The following is a 20142-nucleotide window of genomic DNA, read 5'->3' as shown; positions in this document are numbered from 1 at the left end:
CCTCTTCAATTGAGGCACTCACATCGTTGCAGGAGCAGCACAGCCTGAATAGCTAACCGTAAGCACTAGATCGCTTAGGATTATGATTTCATTGAATTAAAAAACCGATTCGGCCTGTTTGTCCGAATTGGCACCGCAAAAGGCGGGGCGGAATCCCTTTAGGTGGGAAACCGTGCGATTCCCTCTACTTAAACGAGAAAGGCCAGCTTCCACCTAATCGAAAGTACTAGAACCTAAGCCCTTGGAATCACGTTTTATTGAAGAAACTTGCACTATTCACTGTAGTCTTGAGATCATGCGCGTTAATATTGTGTTAATTATACGCTTCAAGTTCTGTTTACTGTTTTGCCGCATTTCCGCGGTTTGGGTTATGTAGGGGGGAATAATGAGTATCCCGTTTCAGGATAGTTCTATCCAAGGTAATTTTACCGCCGAAGAATTCTCGATCAACTTTGTTGGCAAGGAACTGTTTTATTCGCGTCAAACCTTGCGCGAGGTTCAAAACGAATTCGGTGTCGCCACACACCGGATTGACAGCATCCAATCACTTCCGGTCTGTCCTTCATCCGGTTCCGGCCGGGTCATCATCGTCGACCAAATGTCACTTGATGATCTGATCGCGCGGCCCAAAGCCTATAAGGATTGTGTCGGCTCCGGCAGCGTTGCATTTGCATATCGCAAAGATGAGGCGGCCCGGTTTTTGTTCGAAAATTGGGATCGCAATACATATGGCGAAATTGGATACCTGCCGATGAACGTCTCGCCAGATGTTTGGAGGTCTATCCTACGTCTGTTGTTGCATGAAGAATTTTATATGCCCTGTTTTCTTGCTGACAGCGTTGCAGCCAATGACGGCCAACCCAAGCATGACCATCCCGCAATTTCGGCGGCAGCAGATCCTCATCCGATCTATTCCAAGCTGACACCGAGAGAGAAACAGGTGCTGCAATTGGTATCAAAAGGCCAGAGCAACAAGATCATTGCTTCCAATCTGGGAATTACCGAGCACACTGTTAAGCTGCATATACACAATGTCGTAGGCAAAATTGGTGTCAGCAACAGGACTGCCGCTGCACAATTCTTCTTTGAGGTCGCGCCCAACGAGGCGCATGAAATGGCCGTTGACTGACGACTTTGAAACCCGATTTGATCGCCTGATCCTGTTGGTGGGTCGGCTGAATTACATGTGGACCAACACCGAAAGCCTGTTGATCCACTTGATCGCAGGCCTCAGCGAAACCAAGAAAGATGTCGCGGTGATTATCTTTCTGACGCTGAACACCACACGGGCGCGCCTTGATCTTGTGGAACGGCTTGCCAAGATGGAGGGCCGCCCACCGGAAATTCGCGACCCAATCCTTGTTCACACACAGCGATTAGCCAAACTGTCGGGAATTCGAAACAAATACAATCACTGCATTTATTCCTTTGACCCGGACAGCGGCAATCCAAAGACAATCCTGATGAGGATTTCCGACAGAAAAACAGACATCAAACTGGGGCGTGAAGACACAGTCGACGCCTCGGCCATGAAAGAGATTGAAGACATTGTTGATCAACTTTCCGAGTTGAACCGCGATATCTGGCGGCTGATCAGCCAGTTGGGCTTTCCAGTTTGAAGGTTTGAGTGGTGCGGATGGCGGGGATCGAACCCGCAAGCCCTAGGGCGAGGGATTTTAAGTCCCTTGCGTTTACCAGTTTCGCCACATCCGCAGGTCACCGATCCATCAGGCGCGGCGACTATCGGAACTCTTAATGCGAACCAAACTGATTGAAAAGTCGCTAAGTTGACGATCGCAAAAATGGTGCGGCCAAAACCGGACAGGACGCCACTTGCGGCAACCCCGCGCTGAAACGCGCCATAGATCGGAGCCGAAAACCACCCCAGTTTGATCTTTTTGAATTCAATCGTTTATCCTTGCACAGTATCATTATGAAACCGGAGGTTCCCGTGAACAGCTCTATTTCTGATGAGGCTTTGGCCCGGCTACCGTTTTGGGTAACCGCCCCGGGCGAAACGGATGGCTTTCTGATCGTTGTGGGCATTTCGCTTATTGTCGTCTTGCTGGGCTTTGGTGCGCTCTATTTCACGGTGCAGGCTATTCCAGATCGAATGGCGGCCGGTGCTCATAAGGTGCAAATGCAACTTGTCGGCGTGCTTGGCCTGATTTCGCTGTTCACCTTGAACAATGCGTTTTGGATTGCAGCCATCCTGATTGCAGCAGTGCCCCTGCACGAAATCCTTCCACTGGAAACCAAGACGGATTTGCCGGAGCACACTGATGCTTGAGCTTATTTTCTCGGCGCTGATCACGATTGTTCCCGACTATCTATACCGCCGGTACAAGCAGGGCAAACGGTGGGGCCACGAAATCACCCTGTTCAACGTCTGGTATGAACTGCGTTGGGGATTGACCGCATGTGCAATATTGGCCGTGACGCTGATCACCATCATTTTCTATTTCCACCCTTCAACGCGCAAAGTGACCGCGGTTTTTCGTACTGTGACCATCCTTTCTGACCGCGGGGGCCGCGTTGCCGAGGTCTATGTCACCAACAATGCAAGGGTGAAGGCAGGCGACGCGATTTTCACGCTGGATACCACCCGGCAGGAAGCGGCGGCAGAGACCGCGCAGCGTCGGATTGAAGAGATTGACGCCACATTGGGATTGATCGCGACAGAAGTCGCCACAGCCGAAGCCCGCGTCAAAGCCGCAGAGGTTGAGCTTAGTCAGGCTGAAAACGACCTACAGCGGCGTCTGTCACTGGCGGAACGAAACGACACCGTTGTCAGCGAACAAGAGCTGGAACGCCTGCAAACCGCCGTGTCCGGCGCAACTAGCCAACGCGCAGCCGCTATTTCTGCGCGCGACGGTGCCAAGTTGCGTCAGACAGCAGTTTTACCAGCGCAAAAGGAAAGTGCGCGCGCAGTCCTACAAGAAGCCGAGAATGAAATCGCAAAGTCCACGGTATTCGCCGAAGTGGATGGCACAGTGACCCAGTTTTTGCTGAAACCGGGCGACATCGTGAATCCGATCCTGCGTCCCGCTGGCATTTTGGTTCCCGAGATATCGGGGCAAGGCCGCTTTGTCGCGGCTTTTGGACAGATATCCGCGAGCGTTCTGAAACCCGGTATGCTTGTTGAAATCACCTGCGCATCCAAACCACTGACCATTGTCCCCATGATTGTGGACGGGGTGCAAGATACCATAGCCGCGGGTCAGTTTCGGCCGGGGGACGCGCTGCTTGATTCCCAGGATCGCGCTCGTCCGGGAACGGTCACCGCTTTTCTGGCTCCGGTTTTTCCCAAGCATTTGGAAGGCATCCCCCCCGGAAGCGCCTGCATTGGCGTCGCTTATACAAGTCGCGCGAAGGAAATAGATGCGGGGGAGATCACGGGGCTGTCCGCCTTTTTTGCCAGAATTGTGGACGGGATGGGCATAGCGAATGCCATTGTCCTGCGTGCACAGGCGATACTGTTGCCCGTCAAGACGCTCGTTTTTTCTTGAAGCGCACGCAGCAACCGTTCTGAAACCCGGCGAGAGTGTTCCACCTCCGTTGCCGGGCCGGATGGCAACGCAACCGCCATAGCGATCGGATGCTAAGTGGTGATTAATCGGTCATTCAAACAATTCGGGCCGAGTGCCAGACGTTTTTGACCGTCATGTAATTCTCCAATCCTTCTGTCCCCCCTTCTCGGCCATAGCCGCTGGACTTGACGCCGCCAAAGGGTGTTTCGGGCATGGATGCTTCCAGCGTATTAATGGACAAGTTGCCGACCTCTACCTCATCCACCAGCCGATCAATATAGTCAGCGCGATTGGTAAATGCATAGCCGGCCAACCCATAAGGCACAGCGTTCGCTTGCTCGATAGCTTCGCCCAACGAAGCGACCGGGTTTATCACCGCGACCGGACCAAACGGCTCCTCCTGCATGATCCGGGCGGTGTCGGGTACGTTCATAAGAACAGTGGGTTCAAAGAAATACCCGGTGTTACCAAGTCGGGCACCCCCCGTTACCAAAGTCCCGCCTTTGGCCACCGCATCATCGACCAATTCCGCAAGTGCGGGGATACGCCGGGCATTGGCGGTCGGTCCCATTTCAACCCCATCCTGGCGGCCATCACCCACAACTGTGGCCTTGGCTCGCGTTGCAAATGCAGCGGTGTAGTCTTCAAAAATACTTTCATGCGCGAAGAAGCGCGTCGGCGACGTACAGACCTGCCCCGCGTTACGCATTTTCCGAACGGCACTGGAAACGGCGGCGGTGTGAACATCTGTATCTTCGCAAACAATAACCGGGGCGTGCCCGCCCAATTCCATCAGAACCCGCGTGTCGTTCTGTGCCGCCAAAGTCGTCAGATGTCGTCCGACCGTTGTTGATCCTGTAAAAGCCACCAGACGCACCGGGTCCTGCGGAATAAGGTGCCCTGAAATCTCGGCAGGCGTTCCAAAAACAAGATTCAGCACACCGGCGGGAAGGCCCGCATCCTCGAACGCACGAACGATATGCAAAGCCCCCGCCGGAGTTTCTTCGGCAGCCTTTAGAATGACCGAGCACCCAGAAGCCAACGCGCCTGCGATCTTTCGGGCGGGCTGGCTCATTGGGAAGTTCCACGGCGAAAACGCGGCGACAACTCCAACCGGCTGATGATGAACTGCGAACTTGTGGCCGGGGGCCGCTGGAATGATGCGCCCATAGGACCGCATGGCCTCCCCCGCATCCCATTCGAAGAATTCCGCCCCGCGTATGACTTCCAGCCGAGCCTGAGCCAACGGTTTGCCATGTTCCAGTGTTATCGACTGCGCAATGTCTTCCTGCCGATCCCGGATGAGCGCCGCTGCCCGCAGGATCGTGTCTGCGCGCGCTCGTGGTGACGTTTGGCTCCAAACCCGAAAGCCTTTGACCGCCGCATCCAGTGCATCATCCAGATCGCTGACAGAGGCGCGTGGCAGGCGGGCGATCTCTTCTTCTGTCGCGGGGTTCACGACCGGCATATCGGTTTCGGTGCTACGCCACTTCCCCCCGATAAAGAGCTTCAAATCTGGATACATGACGCAGAGGCCTCCGATTGTTCTGCCCGTTCAGATCAGGCATCCCAGGTGATCGCTTCAAGTGAATTGGGGGAATACTGATATCATTTTGACGAATACCTGAACCGATTGTCCTGCGCTGCCTGATGCAAAGCTGCCTTGAACGCACGACCGGCAGGTGACAGATCGTCATCTGCCCGCAGGGATATTCCAATTGGCCCATGGCCAAAGGGTACGGTCCAGTCCAACTGTGACAAATGCCCGTTCGAGAAATCCTGCGTTACCACCGCAGCAGGCATAAGCCCGATCAGATTACGCGATTGCAACAGTGCGCGATTGGCCAGGTAAGACACGCTTTCGACTGTAACAGGCGGGACATATTGCTGTTGACCGATAAAGAAATGATCAGCCTGTCGGCGCAAAGTGGTCTCCAACGGCGGCAAAATCCAGCCAAACGGTTTGGTTTGCGCGAATGAAACATCTGACTTGCCCGCCAATGGGTGCTGAGGGCCGACCACTGCCAGAATATGATCCTGCAACAGCTTTTCCTGACGAATCTTGTCACGGTGCCGATGCGACGGCAGACGCCCCACCACCATATCAATCTCACCGGACAACAACCCGGGCATCAGCACCTCATTGGTGCCTTCACTGATCTTGACGGCCACGTTTGGCCTGTCGGTCAGCAGGATTTCAATAGCGGCGGGCAACAGGCTTGTTGACGCCGCCAACAGCGTACCCACGACAACGCGTCCAGAATTGCCTTCGTTCAGGTCATCCAATTCCTGAGCGGCATTGGAAACCTGCGTGAAGATCAGCTTGCCATGGCGTATCAAGGTTTCGCCGAACACGGTCGACACTACCCCGCGATTGGTCCGGTTGAACAGCTTGACCTCAAAATCCAGCTCGAGATCCTGAATCATTTTCGTGGCAGCAGGTTGCGAAATTCCAAGCTCGCGGGCTGCATTTTGAATGTTCCCATGCGCGCCCACCGCCACCAGCAGGCGGAGTTGACGCAGTTTCAATCGCGTCAGCGCACGGTCGACAATGCGTGAATGCCGCACCGTCATAGCGTGATCCGCTGTGTTATCTGATCCAGCTTGGCAAGAATGCTCATCGCCGCCAGCGCCGACGAACGCGGATTGTCAGGCAAAGCATTGCCGTTGATCTGAAAATGGAAATTGCCGAAGTCACCTTCGGCCCTGATCTCGTGGACGTTTTGCGTGATTGATGGGTCAGCAATCAATTGAACGCGGGTGTCATCAAACCCAAGACCAGCCAGAGCCACCGCCGCAGCGACATTAGCATTTTTCGGATAAGATAAGGCCGCCGCGCGCGCGGTCCCTTCGAAATGGATAACGGCCCCATCGACGATGCCGGCCAGATCCAACTTCTCTTCAGCGGCAGACCCCTTCCATCCCCCCGGCGGCTTGCGTCCGACATAAGTGACCGTCGACAATTTTCCCGCCCTTGCGGCGGCAAGACAATCCAACGCTCCGATTGCGCCACTTGCCAGATGCAGCTTCGCGTTCCCCTCTTTCGCGGAAAGGCTCAAAGCCTCAGATACTTTCGGGTCGGCAAGCGCACCCAAAGAGACCGTGATCATGTTGACCCCACGGGCCAGTATTTGAGGCCCTAAACATGCCAACGCCTCGTGACCTGCGCAATCAATCACCAGATCAATGCCGGATGGCAGGTCGTTGACCGAGCCGATTTCCAACCCGGCGCCTTGCCTAACCCGATCTGGCCGCATCAGAACCGCGCCAAGGTGATGCTCGCGCGCAGCAAGGCCCGACGATACGTATTGCGCAATGGCGCCATTCCCGATCATTCCGATTTTCATGTCTCGAACGCTAGGACAGATCAGAGCAAAACTGAATTAGAAACCCACAGATATTCGTTTTTCTGATATCCAGTTGCTCGAGTTCGACTTGGAATGCCGATACTCAATACGGTTTTCTAACCCGAACCAGAGTGAAAGGCCCTGCCCCATGAAATACACAAAACAAGACGCCAAAGCTTATGCGCGCGAAAACATGACGGGCATCTGGGCGGCCGCTCTCAACCCGTTCCACGAGGATCTGTCGCCTGACGAGGCCGGGCTGCGGTCGAATATCCGTCATTGGATCGACGACCTTGGGATTCAGGGGCTGTTCATCACCGGAAAGCAGGGCGAATTCTGGGCCATGACGTTGGAAGAGCGCAAACGGAACATGTCGATCGCGGTCGAAGAATGCGCAGGGAAGGCCGGAACAATCATGTCGATCTCGGATCAGAACATGGAAACCGCGCTTGAACTTGGCCGTCACGCGCAGGACTGCGGCGCCGATTATGTCGTCGTACATGCGCCAATGCTCAGTTTCTGTCAGGACCGGGGCGAGTTGCTGTATCAATACTACAAACGCTTCTGCGATGAGCTTGATATCGGCATTGCCATGTGGAGCCACCCCGACAGCGGTTATCTGATGCAACCCGAAGAATGCGCGCGTATTGCCGATCTGCCCAATATCGTTGCGATCAAATACTCGGTTCCGCGCGACATGTACGTCAGGCTGACCCATATGGTCGGAGACAAAATTCATGTCTCGACTTCTGCCGAACATGAATGGTTGGACAACATTCTTGAACTGGACTGGAAACTGTACCTGTGCTCATCACCGCCCTACCAGTTGCAGACCGCCAATGACCAACGGATGAATGAATACACGCAACTGGCCTTCGCAGGGAAAGCGGATCAGGCACGGCGCGTGTTCGACAGCCTGAACCCGGTACGGGACGCGATCAAGCGGACTAAACCCGCAGATAAACCAACCGCTTTCGGCAAGTACTGGCAGCACCTGCTGGGCCAAACGGGGGGCCGTGTACGCCCGCCGATGCTAGAGCTCAGCCAGGCGGAAAAAGATATTATTCGCAAGGGGTTTGACGAATGCGGGCTGAAACTGTGAAACTAGCGGTATAACTTAATCCGATACCTACATGCGGACAAATTCTTTGTGGTTATGAGGAATGTCGCCGAAGTTTTTTGCCAGACGGGAGAAAACAATGTCAAAGCTAAGAGCGTTCAACTTCAAGGCTTGGGTTGACGAACATCGTCATCTTCTGAAGCCACCGGTCGGCAACAAAATGGTATTCGAAGATGCCGACCTGATGGTCACCGTTGTCGGCGGCCCAAACAAGCGCACCGATTACCACGACGACCCGGTCGAAGAGTTCTTTTACCAGCTTGAAGGGGACATGCTTCTCAAGCTGTTTGATGGCGAGGAATTCTATGACGTCCCCATCCGTGAAGGCGAGGTGTTTCTTCTTCCGGCGCATGTCCGCCACTCTCCTCAGCGTCCGCAAGAAGGCTCGGTCGGCTTGGTCATCGAACCCAAGCGGCAGGAAGGCGAACTGGACGCAATCGAATGGTATTGTTTTGAATGTGGGACACGCGTGTACCGGGCTGAAATGCAGCTGAAGTCCATCGTTGACGACCTGCCTCCGGTGTACGAAAAATTCTATGCATCGGAAAAAGACCGCACTTGCCCGAATTGTAATGTCATACATCCGGGAAAAGAACCGCCCGAGGGCTGGGTGCAGTTGTAGAAACAAAAAAGTAACGGGGAAGAACATGAAACACTTTGGAAAAATCATTGCGGCCACTGCTTTGGCGACGGTCTCTGCTGTTGCGGCACAGGCCGAGGAATTCCGTCTGGGCCTGATCACACCGCCACCCCACATTTGGACCAAGGCCGCCGAAGCGTTTGGGGCCGAGTTGTCCGAAGCCAGCGACGGCGCGCACAGCGTATCCGTTTTCCCGGCGCGACAACTGGGCAACGAGGCCGAGATGTTGCAGCAGTTGCAGACAGGCGCGCTGGACATGGCCTTTATGACAGTGGCCGAAGTGTCAAACCGCGCGCCGGAACTGGGTGCTTTCTACGCCCCATACCTTGCTGACGACATCGGCCATGCCGGTCGTATCCTGAGGTCAGACACCGCAAAGACAATGCTGGAGCCGCTGCCCGGTCAGGTCGGCGTCGTTGGGGTCGGCTACGGTATGGCCGGACTGCGCCAGATCGTAAGCCGGGGCGATGTTTCGTCAGCGGATGACCTTGCCGGTCTAAAACTGCGGATCACTCCGTTCACTCCGATCCTTGATTTCTACAACGCCGTTGGCGCGGCCCCGACCCCGATGCCCTTGCCCGCGGTTTACGACGCGTTGGCAAATGGTCAGGTCGACGCCATCGACATGGATGCCGAACTTATCTGGGTTCTGAAATACTATGACCATGCAGATACGATTGTTCAGTCCGACCACATGATGTTCCCAATGGTGGGGCTTGTCTCGGCCAAAGTCTGGGCGGGGTTGTCCGAGGAAGACCGGGCACTGATTGGTGAGTTGATGGCCAAGCATGTGGACAGCACCATCGACAGCTATGTCTCGAACGAGGCCGGTTGGCTGGAGCAGATCGAAGGCACTGGAAAGTCCTATGTAAAGGTGGATGCCTCGTTCTTTGGCGATGCCATCGACGAATGGAATACGATCTGGTCAGAAAAGACCTCGTCGCTTGACGCCCTGCGCGCTACTGCGGCAGAAACCAAGTAAAGTTTGGTCGCAGACAGACATGGCGCGAGCCTGTGCTCGCGCCATTTGTCTTGGGGATAGGTCATGTTGTACCGCTTATCGGCATTCTGGGCCCGAGTGGAGCTCTGGTCGGCGGCGCTTTTGGCGCTTGTCGTAACGGTGCTGATCCTGCTGAACGTGGTCACGCGCAGCATGGGAAACGCGCTGTTCTGGGTCGACGAACTTGCGATTTATTCGATGGTTTGGATGACTTTTCTGGGGGCATCCGCCGCTTTGCACCACCGGGATGCCGTATCCATCACCATCGTCACGGATGCCGTGTCGATCCGCGTTAAACATCTTATCGACAAATGCGTTGACGTGATTGTCTTTGCTTTCGCGCTGGCGATGTTGTGGTTCTGCTGGCGATGGTTTCTGCCCTTGGACATTGTCCAAGCCGGATTCGATACAACCGCGTTTCAGGGCCAGACCTTCAATTTCATTTACGCCGAACCCACACTGACGCTGGGCCTGCCGAAATTCCTGTTTTGGCTGGTCATGTGGCTCTTTGCGCTTGGGGCCACATTGCATTCCGCAATGCACCTCTTTGGAACGAGGCCTGTTTCATGAGCCCTATTGTCTTTCTTGCGGCCCTGTTTATCTCGGTGCCCGTGGCAATCGTTCTGAGTGTGACCGCGATCTGGTACATCTGGGAAAGTGGGAATACGATCCTCTATGACAGCTTTGCCCAGAAGATGTTCGGCGGCCTGGAAAACTATGGCCTGTTGGCCATCCCGCTGTTCATGCTGACCGGCGAGCTTATGAACGAAGGAGGCATGACTCGCCGCCTGATTGCTCTGGCCCGCATTTTCGTGGGCGGTTTCCGGGGTGGTCTGGCCTATATCAACCTTTTGGCGAACATGTTCATGGCTGCGATTATCGGATCGGCCACAGCCCAGATCGCCGTCATGTCGCGCGCCATGGTCCCCGCCATGGAGGAGGAGGGATATGACAAGGGCTTTGCGACGGCCACCACCGCAGCGGGCGGGTTGTTGGCCCCGGTGATCCCGCCGTCGATGATGTTCGTGATTTTTGGGGTTCTGGCGCAAATTCCGATTGGTGAGATGTTCATCGCCGGAATCCTGCCCGGCCTGATCTTGGCGGCCAGCTTTGCGTTGGTGATCGCGTTGATCGGATGGCGGAGGCAATTTCCCAAAGGCAGTTGGATGAGCGCCAAGGAATCCGCACGCGCCCTAGCTGCCGCAGCACCGGCCCTGTTGATCCCTGTCGCCATCATTGGCGGCATCCTGTTCGGCATTGCCACGCCGACAGAGTCCGCCGCTGTCGCATCATTTGTAGCGTTTGTCGTCGGCTGGCTGATCTATGGTGAGCTTGACCCAAGACATCTTGGCGAAATGTTCCTGAGAACGGCCAAGAACGCCTCGATGATCCTGTTCATGATCGCGGCAGCCAGTGTTTTCGGCTGGGTGATCATTTACGAAGAGCTTCCACAAAAGCTGGCTGGTTTGATCACGACCATAACCTCTGATCCGTTTCTATTCCTGCTGATAGTCAACGCGGCGCTTCTGTTGGTGGGCATGATCATCGACGGCATCGCCGCGATTATCCTAATCACTCCGATCTTGCTGCCAATTGCCACGGGCTCATACGACATCAGCCCCTACCAGTTCGGCGTAGTCGTTTGCCTGAACCTTGTTCTTGGCCTGCTGACACCGCCGGTCGGAATTGGCCTATATATCGCTTCTTCAATGAGCGGCGCCACACCCGGTTCGATCCTAAGATCGCTCTGGCCATTTCTAATGGCGATAACGGTTGTCCTTGTCCTGCTGAGTTATGCACCGATTCTGTCGACCTACCTTATTCGCTAGGTCCACATTTCGCCCTTGCATGACCTGTGGCGATACCAGGTGCCGCAAAGTGTCGGCAGCGGCGCGACGGCCTGAGACAAGCTGATAGCTTGCCCATGCCCTTCGCGCCGCTGCCGTTATCGTTAGAAATGTACCGACAAGCCGCCGAGTGGTTTCTGAACCGGCGGCGCAAATTTTGTCAGGTCAATCCCTTCAACCGCCAGCTTGTATTCTTCAAGCGTCGGCGTGCGTCCCAGAATTGCGGACAGAACAACAACCGGTGTTGAACCCAAAAGCGATTCACCCTTCTTGGTCTCAGAGTCGGCAACAACCCGGCCTTGGAACAAGCGTGTCGAGGTCGCCAGAACCGTATCCCCTTTTGCGGCCTTTTCCTGGTTCCCCATGCACAGGTTACAACCCGGACGTTCGAGATAGAGAATATTCTCGTATTCCGTTCTTGCCGTGACCTTGGGGGCAGCGTCGTCAAACTCAAATCCGCAGTATTTCTGCAGGATTTCCCAATCCCCTTCCTCTTTCAACTCATCAATGATGTTGTAGGTCGGGGCAGCAACAACCAGCGGTGCCTTGAACGCAACCTCACCATGGGCCGCCTCAAGGTTGCGGAGCATCTGCGCGACGATCTTAATGTCGCCCTTGTGGACCATGCACGATCCGACAAAACCCAGATCGACCTTCTTTTCCGCCCCGTAGTAAGAGATCGGCCGGATCGTATCATGGGTATAACGCTTTGATACGTCGATGTTATTGACATCTGGGTCAGCGATCATCGGCTCGACGATTTCGTCCAGATCAACGACAACTTCGGCGAAATACTTGGCGTTATCGTCCGGCGTCAACGCAGGCTTCTCGCCCGACTTGATCTGGGCGATCCGCGCCTCGGCAATGTCGGTCAGTTTCTGAAGCATTCCGTTCTCATGCTCCATCCCCTTGTCGATCATGATCTGAATACGGTGCTTTGCCAGTTCAAGCGATTGGATCAGCGTGTCATCGTTCGAAATGCAGATCGACGCCTTTGCCTTCATCTCGGCCGTCCAGTCCGTGAATGTGAACGCTTGGTCTGCCAAAAGCGTTCCGATATGGACCTCGATGATGCGCCCCTGGAACACGTTGTCACCATGCTGCGCCAGCATCTGTGCCTGCGTTGCATGGACCACGTCGCGGAAATCCATGTGATCAGCCATCTTGCCCTTGAAGGTCACCTTCACCGATTCCGGGATCGGCATCGAGGCTTCACCGGTCGCAAGCGCCAGCGCCACAGTGCCTGAGTCTGCACCAAACGCCACGCCCTTGGACATACGCGTGTGGCTGTCCCCGCCAATGATGATCGCCCAATCGTCGACGGTAATGTCATTCAGGACCTTGTGAATCACATCGGTCATTGCGTGATAAACACCCTTGGGGTCGCGACCGGTCACAAGACCAAACTTGTTCATGAACGCCATCAATTTTGGTGTGTTGGCCTGCGCCTTGGCATCCCAGACAGACGCTGTGTGACACCCGGACTGATACGCACCGTCAACGGCCGGCGACAGCACGGTTGCCGCCATTGCCTCTAGCTCCTGTGCCGTCATCGGGCCGGTGGTGTCCTGCGATCCAACGATGTTGACCCGCACGCGCACGTCGGACCCTGCATGCAGCACCTTGTCCGGTGCGACACCCAGCGCGTTGGCGTTAAAGATCTTCTCAACCGCTGTCAACCCTTGATCGTCGTTGCTGATTTCCTTCGACGGAGCAAAGACCCGCGGGGCTTCGATCCCCAGGGTTTCTGCGGCAAATGTCTGCAGCTTCTTACCGAAGACGATGGCGTAAGAGCCGCCTGCCTTCATGAACTCCATCTTCTGCGGTGTGAACGACCCCTCCATATCGACCAGCTCTTCGCCTTCAACACTGAAGAGTTTTTTCTTTTTCGTGTCGATCTTGAGTACGGTGCCAGTCTCGACCGAATATTTCTGCTCAAGAACAGGATTGCCGTCGTTGTTCAGGATCGGTTGACCGTCTTCACCGATTTTCTTGCCCCAGTTCTTGAGGTCGACACCAATACCGCCGGTCACGCCAACGGTTGTCAAGAAGATCGGGGAAATCCCATTGGTGCCCGCCACAACGGGCGCCACGTTTATGAACGGAACATAAGGCGAAGCCTGCTTGCCAGTCCAAAGCGCCACGTTGTTGACGCCAGACATACGCGACGAGCCAACACCCATTGTGCCCTTCTCGGCAACAAGCATCACACGTGCATTCGGATGCTTCAGTTTGAGTGCTTCGATCTCTTTCTGCGCCTCTTCCGAGATCAGGCATTTGCCGTGCAATTCGCGGTCAGCCCGAGAATGCGCCTGATTGCCGGGGCTGAGAAGGTCAGTCGAGATATCGCCTTCGGCTGCAACATAAGTAACAACCTCGATCTCTTCGTCGATGTCAGGCAGAGTCGTGAAAAACTCAGCCTTGACATAGCTATCCAACAAGTCCGCAGCGACTGCGTTGCCTGCCTCGTAAGCTGCTTTGATACGGTCCGTATCGGCCTCGTAGAGGAAGACTTGGGTTTTCAGAACGTCAGCCGCTTGGCTTGCAATGCCCTTGTCAGCGCCCAGCGCCAGATCAAGCAGCACCTCAACCGACGGCCCGCCTTTCATATGGCTCAGAAGCTCAAAGGCAAAGGCGGGCGTGATTTCGTCCACGGTCGCTTCACCCAAGACGATCGCCTTCAGAAAACGGGCTTTCTCACCTGCCGCGCTGGTGGTTCCGGGAAGTGTGTTGTAGATAAAGAACTGCAGGCAATCCGCGCGATGCCCGCTGGCCGAATCCTGGATATGGGCGATCACCTCATTGAGAAGCGCACCATCGTCAATCGGTTTAGGGTTAAGGCCCTGTTCTTTCCGGTTTTCGATTTCAGCGAGGTATTCGTCGTATAGGCTCATGATCATTTCCACATCGGGCAAGGGGCTGGAGGGCAGCTAAATTAAGGGAAGACTCGATTTGGCATACAATGGTATACACATCGACGGAATTCAAGGGCCCCGCTTGCGACATTCTGCCCACAACCGCTAGTCCCAGCGCTTCTGGCACGAAATTCCAGCCGCATGAACCGGGCAAGTCTTTTTTATACAGGGGATAGTGGTGCCCCCACACGGAACATTATTTTAATATCAGGTCACAACATACAGTATCAGAGAATTACGTGTGAATGTGTAATGCATTGTGTTTCTTGTATTTCCCGATTGCATCCCGTCTCAATCAATGCCATCCAAGCGCAAGATGTATTGGGGGATAGATTGGGGGAAAGGCGTTGCGGTCTGTTAACAAGTTGACGAATGTAAGTCTGAAACACTTGCCAGCGGGAAAGCATGAAGATGGCGCAGGTTTGCGTCTGGTGAAGCAACCGGCAGGATCCGGGCAATGGGTGTTTCGCTTCACGGTGCATGGACGCCGCCGGGAGATGGGTCTGGGGCCTTATCCTGACATATCCCTGAAAGTCGCGCGTGAGATGGCGTCCGAGGCGCGTCAGATGGCGCGACGGGGCGTTGACCCCATCGCCCAGCGTGAGGCCGAGAAGCGCGAAGCCGAACGCAACCTGCATCTTCTGACAGATGTGGCGCGGGATGCCTTTGAGGCGCGTCAGGCAGAACTGAAAGGCGACGGCAAGGCTGGCAGATGGTTCTCACCTCTGGAAATCCATGTGCTGCCCAAGCTGGGCAAGCTGCCAGTGTCTCAGGTGGATCAGATTGCGGTGCGGGATGCACTGGCCCCGATCTGGCATGAGAAGGCCGAAACAGCCCGGAAGGCTGCGAACCGGCTCAACATCGTTCTGAAACATGCCGCAGCACTGGGTCTGACCGTTGACCTGCAAGCGGTGGACAAGGCGCGCCAGCTTCTCGGAAAGCAACGTCACGAAGCCAAGAGGATCGAGGCGGTGGCATGGCAGGAGGTGCCTGCCTTCTATGCGACCCTTGGGGAAGGTGTGACCGAACTTGCCCTGCGCCTTCTGATCCTGACCGGCGTCAGGTCTGCCGCGATCCGCTTTGCAACCTCTGAGCAATTCGACCTCGATGCCGGTATCTGGACGATCCCGGCGGCGCATATGAAGGGCCGTAAGGGTGCGACTGATGATTTCCGGGTGCCCCTGACCGATGAGGCCATGAAGGTTGTGAGCCAAGCCCTGCGCCACGGTGGCGAGGTGATGTTTCCAGGACTTCGAGGCAAACCGATCAGTGACATGACCATGAGCAAGTTTATGAAAGACCGAGGCATGATTGCGCGTCCGCATGGGTTCCGATCATCACTCAGGACATGGGCAGAAGAAACCGGCCAACCCTTCGAGGTGGCCGAGACTGCGCTGGGCCATATGATCGGCAACACTGTAGAGCGTGCCTATCAGCGATCCGACCTGATCGAACGTCGCCGCCCCTTCATGGCCGCATGGGCCGATCACGTCACCGGCAAGGGTGGTGGCGCAGATGTTGTGCCTTTGAATGAGGTGCGGGGATGAGTGAGGATCAAGTGCCCGAATGGTGGGGCGAAGTGATAGAGGTAGAAATTCGGTCAAAGACGGATGCTAAGCGCATAGTCAAACTTTGCCGAGAGGGTGAATTGCAAGAGACGTGGAAGCCGCAATGGTCAACTTATCTCACATACGATGGGCGCATAAGGCTGGCCGACTTTGAACGCGCCCAAGATGTTCTAATGGGGGTAGCCGATCCCGGTCCCGGTCACCCCCGCGTCTATGATCGCGACCGGATACGAGAACTGGCAATGGAAATTGCTGAGGAGTTGCCGAAGCCAATCAACCGAAGGGAAGTGTGTCGGCAATTAGTTGAGCGTTACAACGGCCACCCTAGACTGAAGAACCCTGAAGCGGGTTGGCTTCAAGGGCTTGTCCGCGAACTTTTTCGAGAAAAGTGACCTAGCCAAAAATCGACAGCTATGTTTCCAACCTGCCAGCGTCACACCTGAGAAACAAATCTCAGGAGGTAACAAAATGCCTAAGTGGCTCAATGATCAACAGGTTTCGGAGCGTTACGGGTGGAGCAAGGCGACAACGTGGCGCAAGGCGAAGCAAGGTCTAATCCCCGGTCCGGTGAAGATCGGCGGTCAAACGCGTTGGAACGCTGACGAACTGGACGCCCACGACGCGACCTTAATCGCTACACGGGACGGGGAGGCGGCGTGACCCATGACCAACACATACGAAGCCCCGCGCGCTGGGCATAGCGCAACGGGGCAGGCTGTGTCTGTGGACAACGGACACCGTGAACTTAGTGCGCAAACCTGCACATGGCAACGGATTGGAGAGGTGCTGGCCCGCATGGGGTTCACTTTCGAGGTGGCGTCATGAATGCCCGTGACCTGACCCTGAGCCTGTCCGGGCACTGGCACGGCAGCTATGGTGTTACACCCTGTCCGGTCTGCCAGCCCGACGCGCGGCGCGATCAGTCTGCATTGACCCTCTCAGATAGCGATGATGGCCGACTGCTAGCCCATTGCAAGAAATCCGCTTGCACCTTCACGGCGATCTTGTCGGCGGCAGGAGTGACGACAGGTGACTATCGCCCGCCTGATCCTGCAACACTGGCCCAGCGAGACGCAGAGCGGCGTCAGGAGGGCCAGAAGCGGGCGGATCAGGCGAGCAGGTGCTGGGAGGAAACTGAACCCATCGAAGGTACCCCTGCTGAGAATTATCTGCGCGGCAGGGGGATCACATGCCCCTTGCCACCTTCGCTCAGGTATCATCCGGGGTGCTGGCATGGACCGACTGCAAAGCGGTTCCCAGCGATGGTTGCGCGGATCGACGGCGGCGACACCTTCGCGATCCACCGGACCTATCTGCACCGCGACAACACTGCCCTGACAGATAGCCGCAAGATGATGCTGGGCCGCGCGCGTGGCGGTGCTGTGCGGCTCTCTGACGGCCATTTCCGCTTGGCCGTGGCAGAGGGCATAGAGACTGCCCTGAGCCTGTCCTGTGGCCTTCTTGAAGGCCCTGCGACGGTCTGGGCGACACTCAGCACAAGTGGAATGCGCGTGCTGACCCTGCCGAAACGAAAGGGCCGGCTGACGATTGCACCTGATGGCGATGAAGCGGGCAGATCGGCAGCACATGCACTGGCCGAGCGGGCTCATGCGTTGGGGTGGAAGGTGGATCTGCTGATCCCGCCCGAAGGTTACGATTGGAATGATGTTGTACAGGAGAATGTGCGCCATGACTGCGCCTGAACCCACACCATTTACGCCAGAGGGACCGCAACCCCTGATCCGCGAAACCGCTGACGCAGCACCTTATCCGGTTCATGCACTGGGGCCGCTGAGAGGTCCGACAGAGGCCATCGCAAAGGTGACGGAAGCGCCACCTGCCATGTGTGCTGCAAGCGTTCTGGCGGCCTCTGCGCTGGCAGTGCAAGGGCTGCATGACGTGGAGACACTGGGCGGGCCGCGTCCTGTGTCCCTTTTTCTGCTGACCGTGGCGGAAAGCGGTGAACGTAAAAGCACCGCTGACAAGCTGGCGATGCAAGGTGTCCGCGCCTTCGAGGCCAAGCTGCGCCCGGAGTATGATGAAGCACTGGAAAGCTATCACCGGGAACATGCCATCTGGGAAAAGCGCAAAGCTGCTATCCTTCGCGGTGCTGGTGAAAATCAGGCCGCAACCCGTGCAGATCTGTGCGACCTTGGACCTGAGCCTGAGCCACCCCTGCATCCGTCCATTGTGACCGGATCAGCAACGGTGGAGGGGATCGTGAAGCATCTGCCAGTACTGCGCGCGTCACTGGGGATCATGACTGATGAAGGTGGTTTGATGCTGGGTGGTCACGGCATGAAGTCTGAGAACAGATTGAACACCCTCGCGACCTTCACGGCCATGTGGGACGGATCGACACTGGACCGATGGCGGGCAGGTGATGGCATTGCCAGCTATGCAGGACGGCGGTTCTCATCGCACCTGATGATCCAGCCCAGCGCGGCAGAGGAATTCCTGGGCGACCCGCTGGCAAACGGTCAGGGGCTTCTTGCAAGGTTCCTGACCTGCCGCCCCGTCAGTCATATCGGGCACCGCCTGAGACTGACGCAGGACGCCGATGCAATGGCAGAGGTGGACCGCTTCGCAAAGCGGATCGAAGGGCTTCTGTCGCACCCTATGGCGTTTGCAGAGGGACGCAGGAATGAACTTGCGCCGCCGGTGCTGACGCTGGCTGAGGATGCACGGGGTGTACTGACTGACTTTTCCCGTGAAATGGAACAGGCCCAAGCCCAGGGTGAGACCTTCGAAGATGTGCGCGCCTTCGCAAGCAAAACGGCGGAACATGCAGCGCGTCTGTCGGCGGTTTTTACGTTAATCTGCGAGGAAACTACGGCAACCGTCACCGGTGAGACGATGGCTGATGCAGTCGAATTGGCGCGGTTCTATGCCAATGAAGCAGCCCGTCAGCAAAACGCTGCGGTGATCCCGCCGCATATCGCTGATGCCGAACTGATGAAACGGTGGCTTCTGACTTCTTGGGCTGAGGAATTTGTGACTGCTGGCCTTGCCGCCCAGCGCGGGCCGAACAGCCTCAGGACGGCAGAGAAATGCAGAAAGGTGTTTGCCCTTCTTGAAAGCCACGGTTGGCTTGTCCGGGCAGATGGCGCGACGGTGGATGGCAAACAGCGTAAAGAAGCATGGCGGGTCGTGCGGTCATGAAGCGGTTTGAGTTTGACCCCTATGAGACCCTTTGGCGTGTCCGGGCGAAGATCGAGGGCCGTAAACGCGAAAACGCAAGTGATACGTTGCTAACCGCTAATCCCGCGAAAGTCGCTAATCAGGAAGGGCACGAAGCGGATGGATTAGCAGGATTAGCGATTAGCAGCACACGGCAGGACAAAATCACCGACGCCGTGGATCACTTCGAAGAGCGCGCCGCGATCCGCGAATATGATGGAGGCCAGAACCGATCCGAAGCCAAGGCGGCAGCATTGATCGAAGCCGCTCGCGCCGCCGGTATCGTAGTGACCGATCTGCGGACAGCTATAGCCGCCAGACGTGAGAGAAAGGCATGGGAAAGGTAGAAAAACCTGCCAATCGCGGGATCGAGGTCAACCGCACCGGCGAAAACGAGATGCACGTAAACGTCCCTGATCCGCAGGTGCTTCTCGATCTGTTCGGCACCGGGGATCAGGGGCTTGCAGGTGCGCTATTGGTGCAAGTCCTAGGTGCCTGCGGCACGAAGCATGAACCACAGGCCCAGCAAGGCCGCGACTTCATGCTGGCGATGATCGAGGACATGGCCCCGCGTGACGCTGTGGAACGGATGCTGGCAGTGCAGATGGCCGCGACGCATGCTAGTCTCATGAGCATATCCAACAAGCTGAACAGTGTGGACAGTCTGCACCAGCATGAAATCTACGAGAGATCATTCAACCGGTTGGCTCGGACGTTTGCGGCGCAGGCCGAAGCCATGCGAAAGCATCGCAACGGTGGACAGTCAAAAGTGATCGTTGAACATGTGACCGTGAACGAAGGCGGGCAGGCTATTGTGGGCCAAGTGCAGAAAAGCTGACATTCGCGGAAATACATCTGTAGGACCGCTTTGAGCCCAAAGTGGACGTCAAGAACGGGCAAGTCCGCCACTTCATTGGCTAGCGGCCATCTCTGCGCTGGAAACAAAAGCGCAGTATTTTACTTCGAGGACGGTTCTTTACTTCTGTCACAAAACT

General features: G+C 56.1%; 21 protein-coding genes and 1 tRNA gene. 17 read left to right on the top strand and 5 right to left on the bottom strand.

The annotated features are described in order from the left end of the window. Nucleotides 1-385: 385 nt before the first annotated feature. Nucleotides 386-1129: a helix-turn-helix transcriptional regulator gene (locus tag ACT2B1_RS06990; RefSeq protein ID WP_254447305.1), complete on the top strand. Its 744-nt coding sequence runs from the start codon at nucleotides 386-388 to the stop codon at nucleotides 1127-1129. Then, entirely contained in the window at nucleotides 1122-1619 is a 498-nt protein-coding gene (locus ACT2B1_RS06985; protein ID WP_254445529.1) for a hypothetical protein, read from the top strand. The genes ACT2B1_RS06990 and ACT2B1_RS06985 overlap by 8 nt, the downstream gene beginning before the upstream one ends. A gap of 9 nt (nucleotides 1620-1628) precedes the next feature. Here the strand turns inward: ACT2B1_RS06985 and ACT2B1_RS06980 are convergent. After that, nucleotides 1629-1713, bottom strand: a tRNA-Leu gene (locus tag ACT2B1_RS06980). 238 nt (nucleotides 1714-1951) lie between these two features. Here ACT2B1_RS06980 and ACT2B1_RS06975 point away from each other — a divergent pair. Together ACT2B1_RS06975 and ACT2B1_RS06970 are read left to right on the top strand one after the other, a co-directional pair. After that, entirely contained in the window at nucleotides 1952-2290 is a 339-nt protein-coding gene (locus ACT2B1_RS06975) for a hypothetical protein (RefSeq protein ID WP_171121971.1), read from the top strand. Further along, nucleotides 2283-3509 carry an HlyD family secretion protein gene (locus tag ACT2B1_RS06970; RefSeq protein WP_171125483.1) on the top strand — a complete coding sequence of 409 codons (1227 nt, stop codon included), beginning with the start codon at nucleotides 2283-2285 and terminating at the stop codon, nucleotides 3507-3509. The genes ACT2B1_RS06975 and ACT2B1_RS06970 overlap by 8 nt, the downstream gene beginning before the upstream one ends. A 115-nt stretch (nucleotides 3510-3624) precedes the next feature. Here ACT2B1_RS06970 and ACT2B1_RS06965 read toward each other — a convergent pair whose 3' ends face one another. From ACT2B1_RS06965 to ACT2B1_RS06955, 3 genes are all read right to left on the bottom strand, one after another. Then, nucleotides 3625-5055: an NAD-dependent succinate-semialdehyde dehydrogenase gene (locus ACT2B1_RS06965; protein ID WP_481668828.1), complete on the bottom strand. Its 1431-nt coding sequence runs from the start codon at nucleotides 5053-5055 to the stop codon at nucleotides 3625-3627. An 83-nt stretch (nucleotides 5056-5138) separates the two neighbouring features. Further along, the gene (locus ACT2B1_RS06960; protein WP_481668827.1) at nucleotides 5139-6104 is read right to left on the bottom strand and encodes a LysR substrate-binding domain-containing protein; all 966 of its coding nucleotides are present in this window, start codon (nucleotides 6102-6104) and stop codon (nucleotides 5139-5141) included. Continuing rightward, entirely contained in the window at nucleotides 6101-6877 is a 777-nt protein-coding gene (locus ACT2B1_RS06955) for an aspartate dehydrogenase (protein WP_481668826.1), read from the bottom strand. Before ACT2B1_RS06955 ends, ACT2B1_RS06960 begins: the two co-directional genes overlap by 4 nt. A gap of 148 nt (nucleotides 6878-7025) precedes the next feature. Between ACT2B1_RS06955 and ACT2B1_RS06950 the strand changes: the two genes are divergently transcribed. The 5 genes from ACT2B1_RS06950 (at nucleotide 7026) to ACT2B1_RS06930 (ending at nucleotide 11466) form a co-directional block, all read left to right on the top strand. Beyond that, the gene (locus ACT2B1_RS06950) at nucleotides 7026-7979 is read left to right on the top strand and encodes a dihydrodipicolinate synthase family protein (RefSeq protein ID WP_171240015.1); all 954 of its coding nucleotides are present in this window, start codon (nucleotides 7026-7028) and stop codon (nucleotides 7977-7979) included. 97 nt (nucleotides 7980-8076) lie between these two features. After that, complete coding sequence (locus ACT2B1_RS06945; protein ID WP_171240014.1) at nucleotides 8077-8619, top strand: 3-hydroxyanthranilate 3,4-dioxygenase; 543 nt, start codon at nucleotides 8077-8079, stop codon at nucleotides 8617-8619. A gap of 25 nt (nucleotides 8620-8644) precedes the next feature. Continuing rightward, the gene (locus ACT2B1_RS06940; RefSeq protein WP_171240013.1) at nucleotides 8645-9619 is read left to right on the top strand and encodes a TRAP transporter substrate-binding protein; all 975 of its coding nucleotides are present in this window, start codon (nucleotides 8645-8647) and stop codon (nucleotides 9617-9619) included. 63 nt (nucleotides 9620-9682) lie between these two features. Then, the gene (locus tag ACT2B1_RS06935) at nucleotides 9683-10207 is read left to right on the top strand and encodes a TRAP transporter small permease (RefSeq protein ID WP_171121963.1); all 525 of its coding nucleotides are present in this window, start codon (nucleotides 9683-9685) and stop codon (nucleotides 10205-10207) included. Then, nucleotides 10204-11466: a TRAP transporter large permease gene (locus tag ACT2B1_RS06930; protein WP_171240012.1), complete on the top strand. Its 1263-nt coding sequence runs from the start codon at nucleotides 10204-10206 to the stop codon at nucleotides 11464-11466. Before ACT2B1_RS06935 ends, ACT2B1_RS06930 begins: the two co-directional genes overlap by 4 nt. Before the next feature lie 122 nt (nucleotides 11467-11588). Here the strand turns inward: ACT2B1_RS06930 and ACT2B1_RS06925 are convergent, their stop codons facing one another. Then, the gene (locus ACT2B1_RS06925) at nucleotides 11589-14378 is read right to left on the bottom strand and encodes a bifunctional aconitate hydratase 2/2-methylisocitrate dehydratase (protein WP_481668825.1); all 2790 of its coding nucleotides are present in this window, start codon (nucleotides 14376-14378) and stop codon (nucleotides 11589-11591) included. A gap of 368 nt (nucleotides 14379-14746) precedes the next feature. Between ACT2B1_RS06925 and ACT2B1_RS06920 the strand changes: the two genes are divergently transcribed. From ACT2B1_RS06920 to ACT2B1_RS06885, 8 genes are all read left to right on the top strand, one after another. Next, nucleotides 14747-15946 (top strand): tyrosine-type recombinase/integrase, encoded by a 1200-nt coding sequence (locus ACT2B1_RS06920; protein WP_481668824.1) that lies wholly within the window; start codon nucleotides 14747-14749, stop codon nucleotides 15944-15946. Continuing rightward, nucleotides 15943-16359 (top strand): hypothetical protein, encoded by a 417-nt coding sequence (locus ACT2B1_RS06915; RefSeq protein WP_481668823.1) that lies wholly within the window; start codon nucleotides 15943-15945, stop codon nucleotides 16357-16359. Before ACT2B1_RS06920 ends, ACT2B1_RS06915 begins: the two co-directional genes overlap by 4 nt. 76 nt (nucleotides 16360-16435) lie before the next feature. Then, entirely contained in the window at nucleotides 16436-16627 is a 192-nt protein-coding gene (locus ACT2B1_RS06910) for a helix-turn-helix transcriptional regulator (RefSeq protein WP_058275772.1), read from the top strand. A gap of 3 nt (nucleotides 16628-16630) precedes the next feature. Further along, the gene (locus tag ACT2B1_RS06905; protein ID WP_158506868.1) at nucleotides 16631-16792 is read left to right on the top strand and encodes a hypothetical protein; all 162 of its coding nucleotides are present in this window, start codon (nucleotides 16631-16633) and stop codon (nucleotides 16790-16792) included. Then, complete coding sequence (locus ACT2B1_RS06900; protein WP_481668822.1) at nucleotides 16789-17670, top strand: DUF7146 domain-containing protein; 882 nt, start codon at nucleotides 16789-16791, stop codon at nucleotides 17668-17670. Before ACT2B1_RS06905 ends, ACT2B1_RS06900 begins: the two co-directional genes overlap by 4 nt. Further along, entirely contained in the window at nucleotides 17657-19129 is a 1473-nt protein-coding gene (locus ACT2B1_RS06895) for a YfjI family protein (RefSeq protein ID WP_481668821.1), read from the top strand. Before ACT2B1_RS06900 ends, ACT2B1_RS06895 begins: the two co-directional genes overlap by 14 nt. Next, a complete protein-coding gene (locus tag ACT2B1_RS06890) occupies nucleotides 19126-19494 on the top strand; it encodes a hypothetical protein (RefSeq protein ID WP_481668820.1) in 369 nt (122 codons plus the stop codon). The genes ACT2B1_RS06895 and ACT2B1_RS06890 overlap by 4 nt, the downstream gene beginning before the upstream one ends. Further along, nucleotides 19482-19985 (top strand): hypothetical protein, encoded by a 504-nt coding sequence (locus ACT2B1_RS06885; protein WP_481668819.1) that lies wholly within the window; start codon nucleotides 19482-19484, stop codon nucleotides 19983-19985. The genes ACT2B1_RS06890 and ACT2B1_RS06885 overlap by 13 nt, the downstream gene beginning before the upstream one ends. Nucleotides 19986-20142: the final 157 nt, after the last annotated feature.

The organism is Ruegeria sp. S263 (genome assembly GCF_056780525.1).
Note: the sequence above shows the minus strand (reverse complement) of the source record. Positions and strands in the feature narration are given on the sequence as shown.

Coding starts and splice junctions, on each gene's coding strand:
- ACT2B1_RS06885 (WP_481668819.1), top strand. CDS start 19,482: ATGGGAAAGGTAGAAAAACCTGCCAATCGCGGGATCGAGGTCAACCGC.
- ACT2B1_RS06940 (WP_171240013.1), top strand. CDS start 8,645: ATGAAACACTTTGGAAAAATCATTGCGGCCACTGCTTTGGCGACGGTC.
- ACT2B1_RS06955 (WP_481668826.1), bottom strand. CDS start 6,877: ATGAAAATCGGAATGATCGGGAATGGCGCCATTGCGCAATACGTATCG.
- ACT2B1_RS06960 (WP_481668827.1), bottom strand. CDS start 6,104: ATGACGGTGCGGCATTCACGCATTGTCGACCGTGCGCTGACGCGATTG.
- ACT2B1_RS06935 (WP_171121963.1), top strand. CDS start 9,683: ATGTTGTACCGCTTATCGGCATTCTGGGCCCGAGTGGAGCTCTGGTCG.
- ACT2B1_RS06930 (WP_171240012.1), top strand. CDS start 10,204: ATGAGCCCTATTGTCTTTCTTGCGGCCCTGTTTATCTCGGTGCCCGTG.
- ACT2B1_RS06965 (WP_481668828.1), bottom strand. CDS start 5,055: ATGTATCCAGATTTGAAGCTCTTTATCGGGGGGAAGTGGCGTAGCACC.
- ACT2B1_RS06925 (WP_481668825.1), bottom strand. CDS start 14,378: ATGAGCCTATACGACGAATACCTCGCTGAAATCGAAAACCGGAAAGAA.
- ACT2B1_RS06900 (WP_481668822.1), top strand. CDS start 16,789: ATGAATGCCCGTGACCTGACCCTGAGCCTGTCCGGGCACTGGCACGGC.
- ACT2B1_RS06950 (WP_171240015.1), top strand. CDS start 7,026: ATGAAATACACAAAACAAGACGCCAAAGCTTATGCGCGCGAAAACATG.
- ACT2B1_RS06945 (WP_171240014.1), top strand. CDS start 8,077: ATGTCAAAGCTAAGAGCGTTCAACTTCAAGGCTTGGGTTGACGAACAT.
- ACT2B1_RS06990 (WP_254447305.1), top strand. CDS start 386: ATGAGTATCCCGTTTCAGGATAGTTCTATCCAAGGTAATTTTACCGCC.
- ACT2B1_RS06890 (WP_481668820.1), top strand. CDS start 19,126: ATGAAGCGGTTTGAGTTTGACCCCTATGAGACCCTTTGGCGTGTCCGG.
- ACT2B1_RS06970 (WP_171125483.1), top strand. CDS start 2,283: ATGCTTGAGCTTATTTTCTCGGCGCTGATCACGATTGTTCCCGACTAT.
- ACT2B1_RS06915 (WP_481668823.1), top strand. CDS start 15,943: ATGAGTGAGGATCAAGTGCCCGAATGGTGGGGCGAAGTGATAGAGGTA.
- ACT2B1_RS06905 (WP_158506868.1), top strand. CDS start 16,631: ATGACCAACACATACGAAGCCCCGCGCGCTGGGCATAGCGCAACGGGG.
- ACT2B1_RS06895 (WP_481668821.1), top strand. CDS start 17,657: ATGACTGCGCCTGAACCCACACCATTTACGCCAGAGGGACCGCAACCC.
- ACT2B1_RS06910 (WP_058275772.1), top strand. CDS start 16,436: ATGCCTAAGTGGCTCAATGATCAACAGGTTTCGGAGCGTTACGGGTGG.